This is a genomic window from Kushneria sp. AK178, from assembly GCF_053903105.1.
Genome location: NZ_CP096381.1, coordinates 937,512 through 955,391, shown reverse-complemented (window position 1 = coordinate 955,391; position 17,880 = coordinate 937,512). Strand labels below are relative to the sequence as shown.

General features: G+C 64.6%; 13 protein-coding genes. 6 read left to right on the top strand and 7 right to left on the bottom strand.

Translation table 11 applies throughout. The features are described from left to right. The first annotated feature begins 12 nt into the window (after nt 1–12). The 3 genes from M1D97_RS04220 to M1D97_RS04210 all read left to right on the top strand — a co-directional run bounded on the left by M1D97_RS04220 (nt 13) and on the right by M1D97_RS04210 (nt 2,360). Nucleotides 13–717, top strand: a complete 705-nt coding sequence (locus tag M1D97_RS04220) for an ABC transporter permease (RefSeq protein ID WP_456269499.1) — start codon at nt 13–15, stop codon at nt 715–717. Beyond that, nucleotides 717–1,442: an ABC transporter permease gene (locus M1D97_RS04215; RefSeq protein WP_456269498.1), complete on the top strand. Its 726-nt coding sequence runs from the start codon at nt 717–719 to the stop codon at nt 1,440–1,442. The genes M1D97_RS04220 and M1D97_RS04215 overlap by 1 nt, the downstream gene beginning before the upstream one ends. A 126-nt stretch (nt 1,443–1,568) precedes the next feature. Next, nucleotides 1,569–2,360, top strand: coding sequence for a transporter substrate-binding domain-containing protein (locus tag M1D97_RS04210; RefSeq protein WP_456270172.1), 792 nt, complete (start codon nt 1,569–1,571; stop codon nt 2,358–2,360). Between the two features lie 96 nt (nt 2,361–2,456). Here M1D97_RS04210 and M1D97_RS04205 read toward each other — a convergent pair whose 3' ends face one another. Both M1D97_RS04205 and M1D97_RS04200 read right to left on the bottom strand, forming a co-directional pair. After that, entirely contained in the window at nt 2,457–3,923 is a 1,467-nt protein-coding gene (locus M1D97_RS04205; RefSeq protein ID WP_456269497.1) for a carbon starvation CstA family protein, read from the bottom strand. Between the two features lie 198 nt (nt 3,924–4,121). Beyond that, nucleotides 4,122–5,078: an alpha/beta hydrolase gene (locus M1D97_RS04200; RefSeq protein WP_456269496.1), complete on the bottom strand. Its 957-nt coding sequence runs from the start codon at nt 5,076–5,078 to the stop codon at nt 4,122–4,124. A gap of 137 nt (nt 5,079–5,215) precedes the next feature. Here M1D97_RS04200 and M1D97_RS04195 point away from each other — a divergent pair, with 137 nt between their 5' ends. The 3 genes from M1D97_RS04195 (at nt 5,216) to M1D97_RS04185 (ending at nt 9,311) form a co-directional block, all read left to right on the top strand. Beyond that, nucleotides 5,216–6,253, top strand: a complete 1,038-nt coding sequence (locus M1D97_RS04195) for an FAD:protein FMN transferase (RefSeq protein WP_456269495.1) — start codon at nt 5,216–5,218, stop codon at nt 6,251–6,253. Between the two features lie 129 nt (nt 6,254–6,382). Continuing rightward, nucleotides 6,383–8,770 carry an esterase-like activity of phytase family protein gene (locus tag M1D97_RS04190; RefSeq protein WP_456269494.1) on the top strand — a complete coding sequence of 796 codons (2,388 nt, stop codon included), beginning with the start codon at nt 6,383–6,385 and terminating at the stop codon, nt 8,768–8,770. A 103-nt stretch (nt 8,771–8,873) separates the two neighbouring features. Beyond that, the gene (locus M1D97_RS04185) at nt 8,874–9,311 is read left to right on the top strand and encodes a cupin domain-containing protein (RefSeq protein ID WP_456269493.1); all 438 of its coding nucleotides are present in this window, start codon (nt 8,874–8,876) and stop codon (nt 9,309–9,311) included. Between the two features lie 147 nt (nt 9,312–9,458). Here M1D97_RS04185 and M1D97_RS04180 read toward each other — a convergent pair whose 3' ends face one another. The 5 genes from M1D97_RS04180 to eat all read right to left on the bottom strand — a co-directional run bounded on the left by M1D97_RS04180 (nt 9,459) and on the right by eat (nt 17,702). Next, the gene (locus M1D97_RS04180; protein ID WP_456269492.1) at nt 9,459–12,695 is read right to left on the bottom strand and encodes an efflux RND transporter permease subunit; all 3,237 of its coding nucleotides are present in this window, start codon (nt 12,693–12,695) and stop codon (nt 9,459–9,461) included. Continuing rightward, nucleotides 12,692–13,852, bottom strand: a complete 1,161-nt coding sequence (locus M1D97_RS04175) for an efflux RND transporter periplasmic adaptor subunit (protein ID WP_456269491.1) — start codon at nt 13,850–13,852, stop codon at nt 12,692–12,694. Before M1D97_RS04175 ends, M1D97_RS04180 begins: the two co-directional genes overlap by 4 nt. Beyond that, complete coding sequence (locus M1D97_RS04170; RefSeq protein WP_456269490.1) at nt 13,849–15,303, bottom strand: efflux transporter outer membrane subunit; 1,455 nt, start codon at nt 15,301–15,303, stop codon at nt 13,849–13,851. The genes M1D97_RS04175 and M1D97_RS04170 overlap by 4 nt, the downstream gene beginning before the upstream one ends. A 215-nt stretch (nt 15,304–15,518) precedes the next feature. Continuing rightward, complete coding sequence (locus tag M1D97_RS04165; protein WP_456269489.1) at nt 15,519–16,235, bottom strand: type 1 glutamine amidotransferase; 717 nt, start codon at nt 16,233–16,235, stop codon at nt 15,519–15,521. Nucleotides 16,236–16,268: 33 nt separating this feature from the next. Then, on the bottom strand, nt 16,269–17,702 hold the full coding sequence (gene eat, locus M1D97_RS04160; RefSeq protein WP_456269488.1) for an ethanolamine permease: 1,434 nt from the start codon (nt 17,700–17,702) through the stop codon (nt 16,269–16,271). Between the last annotated feature and the right edge of the window lie 178 nt (nt 17,703–17,880).

The window sequence follows — 17,880 nt, the reverse complement described above, 5'->3', positions numbered from 1 at the left end:
AGGGAGACTGCCATGATCGATTTTCAGGGCTATGGCCCCCGTCTTCTGGAGGGTGCCCTGCTGACCCTTGAACTGGCCGTGCTGTCGCTGTTGCTGGCGGTCGTGCTGGGCCTTGCCACCGCCAGCGCCCGGCTGTCGCGGCTGGCCATTCTGCGCCTGCCGGCCATCGTCTACACCGTCATCATCCGCGGCGTGCCCGACCTGGTGCTGATGATGCTGCTGTTTTATGGCGCCCAGATCGGCATCAACCAGATTACCGACATGATCTACGACCGCTGGGGCTGGGATATCTTCATCAACGTCGACCCCTTCGTGGCCGGTGTGATCACCATCGGTCTGATCTTTGGCGCCTACATGGCCGAAACCTTTCGCGGCGCCTTTCTGGCCGTCGATCAGGGTCAGGTCGAGGCGGCCGAATCCTTCGGCATGAGCAGCTGGCTCTTGTTTCGTCGCATCCGCTTTCCGCTGATGATGCGCCACGCCCTGCCGGGGCTGGGCAACAACTGGATGGTGCTTCTAAAAACCACCGCACTGGTGTCGATCATCGGCCTGTCCGACATGGTGCGCGTGGCGGCCGAGGCCACCCGGGCGACCCATCAGACCTTTTTGTTCATGATCCCGGTGGCGCTGGGCTATCTGGCCATCACGTCGCTGTCGGAAATCGTCATGCAGTGGCTCAAAAAGCGCTATAACGCCGGATTCGAGGAGGCGCCATAATGCAGGAGCTGCTGCAGTCCATCGCCCCCTGGCTCGACAACAACGCCATCTTTACGGCGTCGACGCTGGCCCAGTACTGGGACGGCTTCGTCAACACCGTCCAGCTGGTCTTTATCTCGCTGGTGCTCGGGCTGTTTCTGGCCGTACCGCTGGCCGTCGGCCGCGCCGCCCCGAGCCGGCTACTGAGCAGGAGCATCTGGGTCTATACCTGGGTCTTTCGCGGCACACCGCTTTTGATCCAGCTTTATATTGCCTACTACGGGCTGGCCTTTATCCCCGGCATCCAGGAGAGCTTCATCTGGCCGGTGATCCGGGACCCGCTCTATCCGGCCCTGCTGGCGTTCACGCTCAACACGGCGGCCTATACCACCGAGATCTTTTATGGCGCGATCAAGGCCATGCCCAGAGGCGAGCTGGAAGCCGCGCGCGCCTACGGCATGTCGCCGCTGCTGGCCTATCGGCGCATCATTCTGCCCAGCGCCCTGCGTCGTGCCCTGCCGGCCTACGGCAACGAGGTCATCTTCATGCTGCACGCCAGCGCGATCGCCAGCGTCGTGACCATTACCGATCTGACCGGCGTGGCCTACAACATTTATTCGCGCTTTTATGCGCCCTTTTCGGCGTTCATTTTCGTGGCGCTGTGCTACATGGTGCTGAGCTTTGCCATCCAGGGCCTTTTCAGGCTGCTGGAAAAGCGCATGCTGGCCCATCTGCGACCGCGTTGAGCGCCCTTCCCGTCACCATGATCGCCTCTTACACGCGGTTACAGCGCTTGCATCCCACAGGGGGATCATGGTGATAATCCAGCGTCGACCCGGGTCACCGGGCAGTCCTTTAAAAGAGAGACAATGATGAAAAGACTACTGACGGTTTCACTGCTGGGGGCGGCCATCGCTGCCGGCACGGCGCAGGCGCGCGATTACGATACGGTCCGCATCGGTGTGGATATTCCGTATGTGCCCATGGAGTACCGCACGCCCTCCGGCGAGCTGGCAGGCTTTGATATCGAGCTGGGCAACGCCCTGTGCGAGCAGGCAGGTCTCGAGTGCCGCTGGGTCGAACAGGGCTGGGACGGCATCATTCCCGGGCTCATGTCGCGCAAGTTCGACGCCATCATGTCCTCGATGACCATCAACGACGAGCGCCGCCAGCAGGTGCTGTTCTCCGACCCGTACCTGGTGCCGCCATCGGCCTGGTTCGCGCCCGCGTCAACGGCGATGACCGGCGTTGAGTCCAGTGATCTCGAGGACAAGAGCATCGGCGTCCAGCGCGGTACCGTGCAGGACAACTACGTGACCGACAACTTTGGCGATGTGGCCAGCATTCAGCGCTACGCCAGTGCCGATGACGTGGCCGTCGACATGGAGACCGGCCGTCTGGATATCGCCTTTCTGGACTACCCCACCGGTCAGGCCGCGCTGCTCGAGGGCGGCGAGTACAAGACCCTGGGCGAGATGATGACCGAGCCGAAAGAGTACTTTGGCGACGGCTTCGGCATTGCCTTTCGCCAGCGCGACGAGGCGCTTGCCGACAAATTCAACGAGGCACTCGCCACGCTGAAGTCCAACGGCACCTATGACGAGATTCACGACAAGTACTTCAACGAGGATGGCACCAGCGCGCCGCAGGCCAGCGACGACTGAAACCGCAGCGCTCCGTCCGGCCTCAAGGGCCACATGACAAAAGCCCCGTCCGTGACGGGGCTTTTTCATGTCAAAAGCAGGGCCTGCCGGACGCGATCAGATCGCTGCCCCGGCAAGCGAGGCGTCCCGGGATCCGGGCTCGGCCGGTTCGTCCACCGCAAAGATGCCGCCCGACAGGCGCCGCACCCGCTTGATGAACAGCGCCAGCGCCGCCGCGGTGCCCAGCGCGGCCACGACATAGGCCACGGTCAGCGACAGACCGAAGCCGATCGGCGCCCAGGCGATATAGGTAAACGTCGCCATGGTCATGAACAGCGCCGGCAACAGCGTCAACCAGTAGGGCTTTTTGGCCAGCACCAGATACATGGTGGCGACCCACAGCGCGATAACGGCGGTGGTCTGGTTGGCCCAGGAGAAATAGCGCCACAGCAGCGTAAAGTCCATGTGCGTCAGGCCATAGGAGACCACGAACAGGGGTGCTGCCACCATGACGCGTCGCGCCAGAGGGCGCTGACCGATGTGAAGGTAGTCGGCGATGATCATGCGCGCGCTGCGAAACGCGGTGTCGCCCGAGGTGATCGGCAGCACGATGACCCCCAGTACCGCCAGCGTGCCGCCCACGGCGCCCAGCAGGTTGACCGACACGCTCTGCACCACGGCGGCCGGACCGCCCTGCGCCAGCACCTGCGACAGGCTGGTGTCGCCGTGGAACAGGCTCATGGCCGCCGCCGCCCAGACCATGGCGATCACGCCCTCGGTGATCATCATGCCGTAAAAGATCTTGCGGCCGTTGTTCTCGTTACCGGTGGTGCGCGAAATGATCGGCGTCTGAGTGGCATGAAAGCCCGACAGCGCCCCGCAGGAGATGGTCAGAAAGAGCAGCGGAAAGATCGGCGAGCCGTCCGGATGCATGTTGGAAAAGTTGAGCTCCGGAATCGGCGCGCCGCGCAGAATCATCATGACGCCGATGCCGGCGGCGCTGAAGAGCAACAGCGCGCCAAACCACGGATAGACACGACCGATGACCTTGTCGATGGGCAACAGCGTGGCCAGCAGATAGTAGGCAAAGATCGTCAGCGTAATGACGGTCAGCGACACCGGCAGCATGTTGGCCAGCAGGGTCGCCGGCGCAGTCACGAATACGGTGGCAACCAGCAGCAGCAGCAGCAGCGCAAAGAAGTTGACCACATGCTTCATGACCCGGCCCAGGAACTTGCCGGCCAGCTGCGGCAGATGCGCCCCGTGGTTGCGAATCGAGATCATGCCGGTGAGATAATCATGCACGGCGCCGGCAAAGATGCAGCCCACCACGATCCAGATAAAGGCCACCGGGCCATACAGCGCGCCGAGAATCGGTCCGAAAATGGGCCCGACGCCGGCAATGTTCAACAGCTGGATCAGCGAGTTGCGCTTGGTCCCCATGGGGAGATAGTCGACATCATCGCGCAGGGTATGGGCCGGCGTGGGACGACGCTGATTGGACTCGAAAACGCGCTCGACGAATTTGCCGTAGGTGAAATACCCCACTACCAGCAGCACGATTCCTGCCAGAAAGGTCACCATATCGATATGCTCCTTGACCCTTGCGCACGCCATAGCCCGGATCATGATGATCCGGTCAGCGCAGCCACGGTTATGTGTGAGGTTTTTGTAACCCGCAGAGCTTATTCACCCACCGGGGCGGTCAACAGATGGACCTTGGTTGTATAGACCAAGGTCGTAATCATTCAGAGGCGCACGGACCGGTGTCAGGAGGGCCCTTTAATTGGCGGCGGTCAGCACGCGTCGGAGCCAGACGCCGCACTCGTCGATGGCCTGATCGGCCTGAACGTGCTGACCGAGCCGGCGAACAAAGGCGTGGATCATGCCGTAGTAGTGGCTGTGCCGGGTCAGGACGCCCTGTCCGGCCAGCAGCTCGGCATAGCGCACGCCCTCGTCGCGCACCGGGTCGAACTCGGCGGTCACGACCAGTGCCGGCGGCAGCCCTGCCAGGTCCTGTCGCTCGAGCAGCGTATTGAAGGGGTGACGGCGTGATGCCTCGTCCGGCAGGTACTGATCGATGAACCAGTCACGGGCCTCGCGGGTGAAACCGTAGCCGCTGGCGTTTTGCGTCAGTGAGGCCATGCCCTCGCGCTGAACATCCAGCATGGGATAGAGCAGGCACTGGCCGCGCAGCGTCGGCCCGCCTTCACCCCGTACCCGCAGGGCGGTCAGCGCCGCCAGTTGAGCCCCGGCGCTGTCGCCGGCCAGCGCCAGCCGCTCGGCGTCGCCGCCAAGGCCGGCGGCGTGCGTGGCGATGTAGAGCACCGCCGCCAGCGCATCCTCCGGCGCAGCCGGAAAGGGATGCTCCGGCGCCAGGCGGTAGTCCACCGCGACGATGATGGTTTTCGACGCCCGGCACAGGGCACGACAGATCACGTCGTAGCTGGCCAGCGAGCCGGTCACGAAACCGCCACCATGGAAAAAGATGGTCATCGGTCGAGACGTGCTCGAACCATGTACGATGGGGTAATAGAGTCGCAGCCGCATGGTCCCGTTCGGGCCGGGAATATCGAGATTGCGGATTTCGGCCACGGGATACGCCAGTGGCGGGCGCTGAAGCTTCATGTTGGCCTGATCGGCGACGACGCGACGCTCGGCGGCGCTCATGGCGCTGACATCCGGGGCGTTGTCGGCCGCGTCCTGCAGCCAGCGTCCAAACTGCGAATCCAGTGGCATATCTTCCCCCCTTCGAGGTGGTAACCAGCCCCCAGCGTAACCCGAATGGAGCTGTGCGTCGCGATCACGCACAATGGATGACCGGTTCACCACAGTCCCGGTCGTGAATACGGCCTCATTTCTGTCAATGGTTGCTCATGAACACACGCGCGCCTGCCCCTCTCACCGCCACCGTCATTGCTGCAATGCTGCTGGTCGGCTGCGATCGCATTCCCGAAGTCGAGCTGGCCCAGGGAGAAGCCCAGGGCACCACCTATCACATCAAGTGGTGGAGTGAAGATGCCCCGGCCCATGCCGACATCGAGGCGGATCTGACCCGGGTACTGACCCGGATCGACGAGAACCTTTCCACCTATCGCGACGACTCCTGGATCTCGCGCTTCAACGCCAGTCGCAGCACCGACTGGCAGGACGCTCCCGACGGCGTCATTCATTTGCTCCGTATCGCCCGCCGGGTACATGCGCAGTCCGAAGGCTGCTACGACCCGACGGTCGCACCGCTTTTTGCCCTGTGGGGCTTCCAGGACGAGAATTTCCGGGTGCCCGCCGACGACGAGATCAAAACGGTCATGGCCCATACGGGGCTCGAGCATATCGAGATCGACCCCGATCAGGGCCGCATTCGCAAGACGCTTCCCGAGCTTTCCATCGATCTCTCCTCCATGGGCGAGGGCTACAGCGTCGATCAGATCGCCGCCATGCTGGCGTCCCACGGCATCGACAACTATCTGGCCGAACTGGGCGGCGACATGCGCATTCGCGGCACCAAACCCGACGACGAGCCCTGGCGCGTGGGGATCGAGGCGCCCACGCCGGGCCAGCGGCGTGCCGGCAATATCGTCACCGTCACCGACCGCGAGGGGCTGTCGCTCAATACCTCCGGCACCTATCGCCGCTATTTTGATGACGACGGGCACGCCTACGGCCATATCCTCGACCCGCGCAGCGGCACCCCCGCCACCCACGACCTGGTCTCGGCCACCGTCTTTGGCACCGAGGCCGCCGTCAGCGACGCCTGGGCCACCACCATGCTCTGCCTGGGACGCGAGGAAGGCACACGGGTCGCCGACCGTGAAGGGCTGGCGGTTTATCTCATCGAACGCCAGGGTGACAACGACTTTACCGACAGCCGCACGGCAGCGCTCAGGGAGAGCGACCGGCTGACACTGGAATAGTCCTCGCCCGCGCCGGGTAACGCACTGCAGCATCGCGTTACCCGGCGACACCGGATCGCCATCGCAGTGTCATGACGCGCGCCGATACTCGAGCGGTGTTCTTCTGCCCCGCCACCGCCAGGAGCTCTCATGACCGCCTCGACCCCGGATATCCGTGTTGCCACCTACAACGCCGCGCTCAACCGCGACAGCGCCGGTGCGCTGCGCGAGGACCTGATCGGGGGTGATGATCAGGCACGCGACATCGCCGCCGTCATTCAGCAGACCCGCCCGGACGTACTGCTGATCAACGAATTCGACCATGATCCCGTCGCCGCCGATATGTTTCGCGAGCACTACCTGGGCACGTCTCAGGGCGAGGCGCCGGGTCTCGACTACCCCTACGCGTTCTCCGCCCCGGTCAATACCGGCGTTGCCTCCGGCGTGGATCTCGACGGCAACGGCGAAGCCGTGACCGCCCCCGGCGCGCCGGGCTACGCCGATGACGCCCTGGGGTTCGGTCAGTTTCCCGGGCAGTACGGCATGCTGGTGCTGTCGCGCTACCCGCTTGAGACGGATGACATCCGCACCTTCGGCGATTTCCTCTGGCAGGACATGCCGGGCGCCCGCCTGCCGGACAACCCCGATACGCCGGCAACAGGCGACTACTACTCGGACGCCGCACTCGACGTGCTGCCGCTCTCCTCCAAGAGCCACTGGGACATTCCGGTCAATGTCGATGGCGAGATCGTGCACCTGCTCGCCTCCCACCCGACCCCGCCCAGCTTTGACGGTCCCGAGAACCGCAACGGCCTGCGCAACGCCGACGAGATTCGCCTGTGGGCCGACTACGTCGACCCCGACAAAAGCGACTATCTCGTCGACGATCAGGGGCGCAGCGGCGGTCTCGGGGCCCACGAGCGGTTCGTGATTGCCGGCGACCAGAACGTCGACCCGCTGGATGGCGACAGCCTGCCGGGCGCAGCGCAGCAGCTTTTGGGGCATCCGCTGGTCGCCGCCGGCCTGACGCCGGAAAGCCGGGGCGGGGTGATCGCCGCCCTCGAGCAGGGCGGCGCCAATGATACCCATCGCGCGGACCCGCGTTTTGACACCGCCGACTTCAACGACGACGCCCCCGGTAACCTGCGCGTGGACTACGTGCTGCCCTCGGCCCACGGCCTGACCCGGCTGGACGGCGGCGTGTTCTGGCCGGCCGAGGGCGAGGCCGGAAGTGAGCAGGTCGAGGCCTCCGATCACCGGCTGGTGTGGGCCGATCTCGCCATCGATGATCCCGACACCCGGGTCGAGGAGATCGACTTCATCGGCCAGACCGCGTTTGACAGCGGCACCGAATTCCAGAACACCCTGCTGGGTGGGCTCTCGGGGCTGACATGGGATCCGGCCGGCGGTGAGTATCTGGCCATTTCCGATGATCGCAGCGAATACAACGATGCGCGCTTTTACAGTCTGCGCATCGACCTGGACGACGGCCGTCTCGAGGACGGCGATGTGCGCCTGACCGACGTGACCACCCTGCGCCAGCCCGACGGCAATCCCTGGCCGACCGGCGGGATCGACCCCGAAGCGATCGATCTGACGCCGGACGGCACGCTCTTTATTGCCTCCGAAGGCGACAGCAATCAGCGCATCGACCCCTTCGTGAATCTGTTCGCCCGGGACGGACAGCAGATCGACGCCATCGACATGCCGGAGATCGTCCGACCTGACGGTGACGGCACCCTCGGGGTGCGCAACAACCTGGCACTTGAAAGCGTGACCCTGACGCCCGACGGCGAGCATTTGTTCACGTCGACCGAAAACGCCCTCGCTCAGGACGGCCCGGCCGCGGCGCTGGATACCGGCAGTCCGTCGCGCATTCTCGGTTTCGATCCCGACAGCGGCGAGGCACTGGGCCAGTATCTCTATCCGGTCGAGCCGACGCCGCAGGCGCCTGCTGAAGAAGACGGGTTTTCGACCAACGGGCTGGTGGAGATGCTGGCCCTCGATGAGCACCACCTGCTGACGCTGGAGCGCGGCTTTGCCGACGGCGTCGGCAACGATATCCGCCTTTACGAGATCGACACCTCACAGGCCACCGACATCAGCGGCCTCGACAGCCTCGAGGACGCCACCGGTTCAATTCGCCCGGTTCAGAAGACGCTGCTGACCAGCCTCAATGAGTACGGATTCGAACCGGACAACGTCGAGGGCATGGCGTTTGGTCCCGAGCTTGCGGACGGTCGCCAGAGCCTGATCCTGACCTCGGATGACAACTTCAGCGACAGCCAGAGCACCCAGTTCATCGCGCTGTCGCTGGCCCTTGATGAGGAAGGTACTGACGAGCCCACCCCGCCATCATTTGACGAGGCGTTCAGCCTGCTGCCCCCGGCGCTCAACCCTGCCGCCATCATGACCTCGCTGATGGGCGACATCGCCGCCCTGCCCGGCGGACACCAGGCAATGGGAATGCCGGATAACCAGGCATCGGTTGCCCTTTCAGGCATCGCCGACAGCAGTGACTGGCCCATGCCGACCTGAATACAGCCCGCTTTTGTCCACGCCGATGTGGCTCAATGGCAGCGACGGAAGAGCCCACCTCTTTCGTCGTTGTCGGGACCACCTCATCGAGAGAGCATTGACCATGCTGGAGACCATCAGAATTGGCGGGATGACGCTTGAGTTCCACGAGAGTCACGCGACCACCGAGGGAAAGCTGGATCTTTTTCGCATGACGGTATCGCCCGGCGGTCACATGCCGGTAGCGCACTATCACGACCGCTGGGACGAAACCATACTGGGTCTGGAGGGCAGGCTCACCCTGCGCGTGGCGGGCGAGGATATCGGGATTGGCCCCGATGACTCCCTGTTTATTCCTCGCGGGGCAGTACACAGCTTTTATAACGCCGGCGATGAACCGGCACGCTGTTTATGCATGCTCACACCCGGCGCTCTGGGGCCGGACTATTTTCGTGAGCTGGCAGCGCTGATCGCCACGGGCGCCCCCGACCCTGACGACATGGCAGCGATCATGCGCCGCTACGGGCTGATCCCGGTGCCCGACAACAACGCATCAACCTGAGGGCAGAGGCCCTGGCAGCCGGTCCGGTGCCGCCAACAACACCGGGTTTTCGCGCATGACGTTGACCATCCAGTGCGCCATGACGCGAACATCGACCGGCACATGATGACACCGCCAGCTTCTTCGGCGGGCGGTTCCATTGGTCCATCAATCCAGCACCTCGGGCTCGCTGGCATTGGCAGGGGTCAGCAGATAATAGAGCGCCGGCACCACGAACAGCGCCAGCAGCGTGGCCGAGATCAGTCCGAAGATGATGACCAGCGTCAGCGGTCGGTAGCTGGCGCTGCTGATGGCCAGCGGAACCAGCCCGACGATGGTGGTCACGGCCGTGGTCAAAAGCGGGCGCAACCGGCGTGCGGCACCGGCCGCAGCGGCCTCGGCCACGCTCATGCCCTCCCGGAGAAAGCCGTTCATGGTATCGACCATGATGATGCCGTTGTTGATTGCGATACCGATCAGCGACACCAGCCCGATCATGGCAAAAAACGAAAACGAAATGCCGAACGCCCAGAAGCCCAGCGCGGTGCCGATAATCGCCAGCGGCATGGTGGCGAAGATGATCAGCGCCTGGCGGAAGCTGCTGAACACGATCACCAGCACGCCCACCACCAGGGTAATGGCCACCAGCATGGCAATGCCGATCGAGCCGACGGTATCGGAGGTCTCGGCGGACTCCCCGCCGATCGCCACGCGATAGCCCGGCGGCCAGTTCTGCTGCAATGCTTCAAGCCGCGGCGCCACCTCGCTCATGATTTCCGTCACGGTGCGGCCCTGGTTCTTGGCCATGACGGTCAGGGCGCGCTCGCCGTTGACGTGGGAAATGGCAACCGCTCCCTCCGACTGGACCGGCGTCAACAGCTGAAACATGGCTATCGAGCGGCCATCCTGCTGGTAGGCGCGCACGCGGGAGAACTCCTCGACACTCCCGGGACCGCCCGCCTCGCCCTGCTGGCTCGGCCACGCCGTGCCCAGGCGAATATCGATATCATCCTGGTCATCCGGGGTGGCAAAGGTGCCGATGATGTCGGAGCTGAACGCGATACGGACCTGGGCGGCCAGCTCCTCGTGGCTGATGCCGAAGAAACTGAGCGCTTCTCTATTGGGCTGCAGCGCCAGCTGGGGCTGCGGGGCGCCGAGATTGTCGCGCACATCCACCACGCCGTTCGTCTCTGACAGCACCTCCTGCACTTCCAGCGACAGCGCCTTCAGGGTCTCCATGCTGCCGCCGATGAGCTGCATCTCGATGGGGTCGCCGGGCGTGGGGCCGCTGCTTTCGGGCACGACCTGCAGCTCGGCTCCCGCCACGTTCTCTCTCAGATAGTCGGCCAGTTCGGTCCGCAGGGCGTCCGCCAGTACAAAGGAGTCTTCATCGCGCTGCTCGCGGGATTTGAACATCGCCGAGAAGCCGATGAAATTCTCGGCCTCGCTGGGCTGCAGCGCAGAGGCCGCCGACCCGCCCGCGAAGGGACTCTTGAGGCCGACCAGCTTGGTCACGCTGTCGAACCAGGGCTTGTCGCGCAGCCGCGCCCCCACCTCATCGGCAATCAGCTGGGAGGTTTCCAGCGGCACGGTGGGCGGCAGCTCGATATTGATGCCCAGCCGCTCGCCGTCCGAGGCCGGGAAAAGCTCGAGACGCGCCTGGCTGAAGGCCACGATCGACACCGCAAACAGCGCCACCGCGCCCGCCACCCAGAGCAGCGACTGCCGGCGACTGGCCAGAATGTAGCGACCGCTCCAGCGTTCCAGCCCCTCCACGGCTCGTTGGGTCACCCGGTCCGCCATCCCCGGCTTGTCATCGCCTTCAGCGCGGCGCTGCCTGCCCAGCAGCATCCGCGACAGGGGCACCGCGCAGAGCATGGCCACGATAAACGACAGCACCAGACAGATGATGATGGTGGTGGGCAGCACCCGGATAAAGGCGCCCATGGTGCCGCCGATCGACATCAACGGCGCCAGCGCCAGCAGGGTCGTGAGCTGGGCGGCAAACACGGGCACCGCGTAGCGTTTGACGGTGATCAGTGCCGCCTGGCCGAAGGTGCGCCCGTGGCGATGGATTTCATCGTGCAGCCCCTCCATCAGGATGATGAAGATATCGATGATCATCACCAGCGCGATCACCATGCCGATAATGACCAGCTCGTTGAGCGAGTAGCCAAACATCAGAATCGCCAGCAGCACACCGGCAAAGGTGACGGGCACCGCCAGACCGGCCACGATCGCCTCGCGCCACGAGATCGTGATGAACAGGATGGCAAAGACCACCAGCATGGTCTGCAGGGCACTGCCGAACACCTCCGACAGCGAGTCCTGAATCTGAACGGCATCGTCCTGCAGGATGGAGTAGTGCACCTGATCGGGCCAGGTACTGGACGCCTCGAGATCGGCCAGCGCGGCGCGGATGCGCGCCACCAGCTGCACCGTATCCGCCCCCGGTGACTTGGTCACGGAGATATCCAGCGACGGCTGATAGTCGCCGCCGCGCTCGCTGAAAAACGCCCGCGACGTCTCGGTTTCCTGCATGCGCTTGACGGTGGCGACCTCGCCCAGGGTCAGCGCCCGGGAGCTATTGCTGTTCTCCAGCCGGGTCACGGGCAGCGCGCGCAGATCCGCGATATCCGAAAAACGCCCCTCAAGACGCACCACGGCGCCGATCTCCTGACTGCGCACCTCGCCAAAGGGCTGCTCGATATTGGCCTGCTGCACGGCGTCGCGTATCGCGGTGGGCGACAGCCCCAGCGCCAGCAGACGCTCGGGGTCGAGAAGGATCTGCACGATGTCCTCGCGCTCGCCGCCGATATTGACTTCGTTGACGCCCTGAACGCGCTCCAGCGCATCTCGGATCTGACGCGCGGTCTGGTTGAGCGTGGCTGAACCGGCATTGCCGTGGAGCGCCAGGCTCAGAATCGGCCGGTCATCCACCGAGCTCTGGCTGATATAGGGGCTTTCGGCATCCGACGGGAAGGAGGATTCGGCGTCGTCGACAGCAGCGCGCAGCCGCGTCATGGCATCCACGGTATCGACAGACGCATCGAACTCGATGGAAATGGTCGACAGCGAATCAAACGAGGCACTGTTGACGGACTTGACCCCGCTGAGCGTGGTGATTTCATCCTCGATAGGATCGGTGATCTGCCCCTCCACCGAGCGCGGATCGGCGCCGGGCCAGGCCGTGGTAATGCTCGCCTGCGGGATATCCAGATCGGGCAGCGCCTCCTGGACCAGCGCCGAGTAGGCGAACAGTCCGCCCATCAACAGGGTCAGGGTCAAAAGGACCGCGAAGATCGGCTTGAGAAAGAAAAAGCGCATCAGCGGGTGGGCGTCACGCACTTCGGGCGTTTCGACCCGGCGCGGCGGGGACTCGGGGGCCGGTGTGGGTGTGGTCATGGCTGCGCTCCGATAAGCCTGACGCGCTCACCATCGGCCAGTCTGGCGCGGCCATCGGTGACCACCCGCTCCCCCGGTGACAGGCCCTCGACGACTTCCCGGCGCTGGCTGGCCTGCTGGCCGAGCTGTACGCTGCGCTCGTGAACGCGGCCCTCGGCCTCGTCGTAGACGTAAACGAAGGCCTGGTCGTTCAAAAAGCGCAGGGCATCCACCGGCACGGTAAGAACGTCCCTTTTCTCGGGCTCGGCCATCCACACGGCCACAAAGGCGCCATCCTGCAGGCGCGGACGCTCCCCGGTGGTGTGAATGATGATTTCAAAGGTTCGCGTCTGCGGGTCCAGCGACGGGCTGATGGCATTGATCTCGCCCGTCTCCTGATGCGCCAGCGTCTCGGGGTCGATGTCGTCGGTGCGCTGCGGCGGCCGCCCGCCAATGATCGCGCGCGCGCCCACCTCGACCCGGCCGAAGTTGTAGGCAGGCAGATCCACCCGCACCTCGAACTGCGAGGGATCGATCACCAGTGCCGGCACCGTCTGCAGGGCACTCTGCTCGGAGGTGGAATCCACCGTATTGGGCATGAAATAGCGCCCCTGCTCGATGTTCAGCCGGGCCAGCACCCCATCAATGGGCGAGACCAGCCGGGACTCCTCGAGCATGACTTCGGCCTGAGCGATCTGCGCCCGGGCGCTGCCCTCGGTCGCGCGCGCCTGCTGCACTTCCACCCGCGCCTGATCCAGCTCCTGGGCCGAGGCCGAGCGCTGCTCGATCAGCCGCTCGTAACGGTTTTCGGTGACCCGCGCCAGCGACAGATTGGCCTGCGCCTCATCCAGTGATGCCCGTGCCGACGCCAGTTCGGCCTCCAGCCGCCCGGGATCCTGATGGGCGATCAGCTGCCCCTGGCTGACCGGCGAGCCCACGCGCAGATCCTGATCCACGAAGGTGACCCTGCCCTGCTCGGTAAAGGTCAGGTATTCACGGTGCATGGAGCGGGCGGTGCCCTGGCTGTACACCCACCCCTGCAGGGAGGTCACTTCGGCGGGCTGTACGCGCACGCTGACCGCGGGCGCCTCCTGTGCCGGCGCTGGTGCTTCTTCGCCACCGCAGGCACTCAGCACCAGTAGCAGGGCCCCACCCAGGGCCATGGGAATCATTTTCATAACGCGGATGTTCCTGTAACGGACGGATCAAGGGCCGAGACGGCATCAAAGCCGCCTCCCAGCGCCAGATGAAGGGCGATACGATTTGACAGCCGATCATATCGGGCCGAGATATAGGCACTGCGGTTATCCAGCGCGCGCTGCTGACTCTCCAGCACGTTCAGAAAGGGCTCGATGCCCTGCCGGTAGCGATTGAAGGAGACCCGCACAGCTTCTTCCGCAGCGTCTGCCGCCTGATTGGTCTCATCGACACGCTGTGCCAGCAGGCTGTCCACGGCCAGCGCCGTCTCGACCTCCGACAGGGCGTTCAGCGCTACCTCGACGTAGGCGTAAAACGCTTCGTCGAGCTGGCCGCCGGCCACATCGGCCTGGGCCCGCAGCCGCCCGCCCTGAAAGATCGGCTGTACGAGATTGCCGGCGATCGTCCAGATAAAGGAGCCGCTACTGAACAGATCTGCCCATTCGCTACCTGTCGACCCCGTACTGCCGGTCAGCGACAGCGACGGCAAAAAGGAGCGCTCCGCTGCACTCAGACGATAGTCGGCCGCCAGCAGGGACCACTCGGCGCGGCGCACGTCGGGTCGACGGGCCAGCAGCTCGGCAGGAACGCCGGCGGCGGGCAGCGGCGGGACAATGGGCAGCTCACGGGTAGTGATCAACGTGCCGGCAGGGTACCCCCCCATCAGGGTTTCCAGCTGGCGCGTCACGCGGGCCAGATTTTCCCGGCGCTGCTCGAGCCCCGCCCGGGCGGAAGCAAGGTTGGCGCGGGCCAGGGTGATATCGGTCGGCGACACGATACCTTCATTGACGCGGTTGCCGACCTGACGGGCAAACTCGGTGAGCGCCTTGACCGTGCTTTCCGAAAGATCCACCTGGGCCCGGGCCTGAACGACGTCGAGATAGAGCGACACCACATCGGCGACCAGCGACTGGTGCATCCCCCTGAGCTGTTCGCTGGCGGCGAGAAAATCCGCCTGCCCCGCGGCCGACAGCGAAGACAGACGCCCCCACAGATCAACTTCCCAGCTCACATCCAGCGTGGCGTTATGGCTTTCGGTAATGCTGTAGCCACTCCCCTCACCGCCCGGCAGCGGTGTCGCCGGACGCCGCTGCCGGTTGCTATTCAACCCGGCGCTGAGCTGGGGGAAAAGATCGGCACGCTCGCTTCGTGACTGCGCCTCGGCAATGCGGGCCTGCGCGATCGCCTGGGCCAGCCCGGGATTGCGATCCAGGGCCGTTTCGACGAAATCGTTGAGCTGCGGATCCTCGAACTCGAGCCACCAGGCATCTGCCACGAACGCCTCGGGATCGGAGACCGCCACAAAGGCTCCCGGCAGCGTTACCGGCAGCGGTGGCGGCTCGGGCCGCTGCACCGTCGTGCAGGCAGCCATCAGCACGCCCAGCCCGGCAAGGGCCGCTGTTCTGCCCAGCATGGATAATGACATCGGCATGTATTCAGTCCGTTGCAGGTCGTCGCAGCAACGTCCCGGGCGAAAAATCGTCCCGGACGTCGCGGTTTTGCCGCGGAGAATATCAGAAAAGCATCAATGACAAGCTGAAAGCAGAGCAGAGAAACAGGGCTGAATGAGGCGCTAACGCAGACAACGATCCGGGCCGGCAAGCGCCGCCGGCTGACCGGGCCCTCCCTGCAGGCGTTGTCACGCCATCACCCGGTCGATTCCGCCTCGCGCATGAAGTTGACGATCCAGCGCGCCATGACGTGATCATCGACCGGAGCATAATGCGAGGCCAGCGCCTCGCGTCGGCGCCGATCCGGCAGCCTGTCGCCTTTATCGGCCATCAGGTCCGCGCTGCACGCTTTCGAGAACTCCGGATGCCCCTGCACGCTCATGAACCGGGGCGAGTACTGCAGCAGGTAATACGGGCAGAACGGGCTTTCGGCCAGCACCTCGGCGCCTTCGGGCAGTGACAGCACCTGATCCTGATGGCTGACGATCAGATCCAGCCCCGCCTGCCAGGGCGTCATCCACGATCGGTGCCCCACCACGGTGTTGAACGACACCCCCACGCCCCAGCCGCGATCGCTCTTGCCGGCGCGACCGCCGAGTGCCTGTGCCATCGCCTGATGGCCAAAGCAGATGCCGACCACCGTTCGGTGGTCAGCGTGAAGCTGGCGAATCAGCTCAAGCAGTGACGTAATCCAGGCATGATCGTCATACACGCCGGCCTTGCTGCCGGAGATCAGCCAGGCATCCACGGCGTCGAAATCGGTGGGCAGCTCGCCGTCATGCACCCGCCAGGTCACGAACTCGATGGCCGGGTCGACTGCCTGTAACAGCCCCGCATACAGGGCCGGATAGTTGCCATGCACGCGGGCGACATGGGGGGCCAGATCATCACACTGCAGCAGACCGACTTTCATGTGTCTTCTCATCTCTTGCTGGGTTGAACAACGTCATTTCAGCCTTGCCTCGGCGCTGGCGATGGCATCGAACTCCTCCTCCGGCGCCTGCGCCACCAGCCGCTTGCGGCTGTAGAAGCCAAACCAGGCCAGCATGATGGCGTAGAAAAGCCCCGCCCAGAGCGCGGCCTGCAGGCTGACCACAAAGGTCGAGACAAAGGCGATGATCGCCAGCCCCAGCGCCACGCCGGAGGTCCAGCGCCCGCCCGGCGTTTTATAGGGTCGCTCAAGCTCCGGCTCCCGGGTGCGCAGCAGCCAGTGCGACAGCGTCATCATGGCATAGGAGATGGTGGCGCCGAACACTGCCATGGTGATCATCAGATCGCCCTGCCCGGTCAGCGACAGCAAAAACCCGATGATCCCGGGCACGATCAGCGCCGGTGCCGGCGCGCCGCGGCGACTGGTGATCGACAGACATCGCGGAATATAGCCGGCCCTGGAAAGCGCAAAGACCTGACGCGAATAGCCGAAGATGATCGAGAAAAACGAGGCGATCAGACCGAACAGCCCGATCACGTTCACAAACCCCGCCGCCCAGCTGCCCGGGCCGTACACCGCGCCGAGCGCATCCACCAGCGGCGCCGCCGAGGTGCTCATGAGGCTGGCACCGGCCCCGCCGGGCCCCAGCAGCAGCATGCAGAAGGCAAACACCAGCAGCACGGCCATGGCCGCGATGATGCCGCGCGGCATGTCGCGCCCGGGATGGCGGGACTCTTCTGCCGCCAGCGGCACGCCCTCGACCGCCAGAAAGAGCCACATGGCAAAGGGAATGGCGCCCCAGATGCCCATATAGCCGTTGGGTAGAAAGGCAGAAGCCCCCACCGCATCACCGGGGGCGATATCGAACAGCCGCGCGCTGTCAAAATGCGGCAGCATGCCGACGATAAACACGACAATGGCAATCACGGCCAGCGCCGTCACGCCCATCATGATGCGCAGCGCCTCGCCGGCGCCCCACAGGTGCAGCCCCACAAAGGCGATATAGAACGCCGCGTAGACCAGTGGCCCGTCCAGGCCGATCAGGGAATCGACGTAGCCGCCGATGAAAATCGCGATCGCCGCCGGAGCGATGGCGTATTCGAGCAGGATGGCCGTGCCGGTGATATAGCCGCCCCAGGGGCCCATGGCGCGGCGAGCAAAGCTGTAGCCGCCGCCGGCGGTGGGCAGCGACGAGGAGAGCTCCGCCAGTGACAGCACCATGGCGGTATACATGATCGCCATCAGCACGGTGGCGATCAGCATGCCGCCAAAGCCGCCCACGCCGATGCCCAGATTCCAGCCGGCAAAATCGCCGGAGATCACATACGAGACCCCCAGCGTTGCCAGCAGTACCCAGCCGGCGGCGCCCTTTTTGAGCTGGCGTCGATCCAGATAGTCCTGCGCCACGGCGTCATGGCGAACGCCGCTGTCCTTCGTGTCATGGGGCATGACAGCACCTCGCGATTGTTGTTATTGGTCGCGTTGTAACGGGCCGCCTGCAGGCGATCCCGTCTCCCGGACAGGCCTCAAGCCTGCCCGGGACGTTCTGTCATCATGCCCTGTTCCGGTGCCCGGATCGAGAAGCCGGCGCCGGCAATTTACTCCTGTGGCGGGTCGTCATGCTCGG

What these genes read in the sequence shown, in the direction of transcription:
- M1D97_RS04220 (WP_456269499.1), top strand. Translation starts at nt 13, where the DNA reads ATGATCGATTTTCAGGGCTATGGCCCCCGTCTTCTGGAGGGTGCCCTG.
- M1D97_RS04215 (WP_456269498.1), top strand. Translation starts at nt 717, where the DNA reads ATGCAGGAGCTGCTGCAGTCCATCGCCCCCTGGCTCGACAACAACGCC.
- M1D97_RS04210 (WP_456270172.1), top strand. Translation starts at nt 1,569, where the DNA reads ATGAAAAGACTACTGACGGTTTCACTGCTGGGGGCGGCCATCGCTGCC.
- M1D97_RS04205 (WP_456269497.1), bottom strand. Translation starts at nt 3,923, where the DNA reads ATGGTGACCTTTCTGGCAGGAATCGTGCTGCTGGTAGTGGGGTATTTC.
- M1D97_RS04200 (WP_456269496.1), bottom strand. Translation starts at nt 5,078, where the DNA reads ATGCCACTGGATTCGCAGTTTGGACGCTGGCTGCAGGACGCGGCCGAC.
- M1D97_RS04195 (WP_456269495.1), top strand. Translation starts at nt 5,216, where the DNA reads ATGAACACACGCGCGCCTGCCCCTCTCACCGCCACCGTCATTGCTGCA.
- M1D97_RS04190 (WP_456269494.1), top strand. Translation starts at nt 6,383, where the DNA reads ATGACCGCCTCGACCCCGGATATCCGTGTTGCCACCTACAACGCCGCG.
- M1D97_RS04185 (WP_456269493.1), top strand. Translation starts at nt 8,874, where the DNA reads ATGCTGGAGACCATCAGAATTGGCGGGATGACGCTTGAGTTCCACGAG.
- M1D97_RS04180 (WP_456269492.1), bottom strand. Translation starts at nt 12,695, where the DNA reads ATGACCACACCCACACCGGCCCCCGAGTCCCCGCCGCGCCGGGTCGAA.
- M1D97_RS04175 (WP_456269491.1), bottom strand. Translation starts at nt 13,852, where the DNA reads ATGAAAATGATTCCCATGGCCCTGGGTGGGGCCCTGCTACTGGTGCTG.
- M1D97_RS04170 (WP_456269490.1), bottom strand. Translation starts at nt 15,303, where the DNA reads ATGCCGATGTCATTATCCATGCTGGGCAGAACAGCGGCCCTTGCCGGG.
- M1D97_RS04165 (WP_456269489.1), bottom strand. Translation starts at nt 16,235, where the DNA reads ATGAAAGTCGGTCTGCTGCAGTGTGATGATCTGGCCCCCCATGTCGCC.
- eat (WP_456269488.1), bottom strand. Translation starts at nt 17,702, where the DNA reads ATGCCCCATGACACGAAGGACAGCGGCGTTCGCCATGACGCCGTGGCG.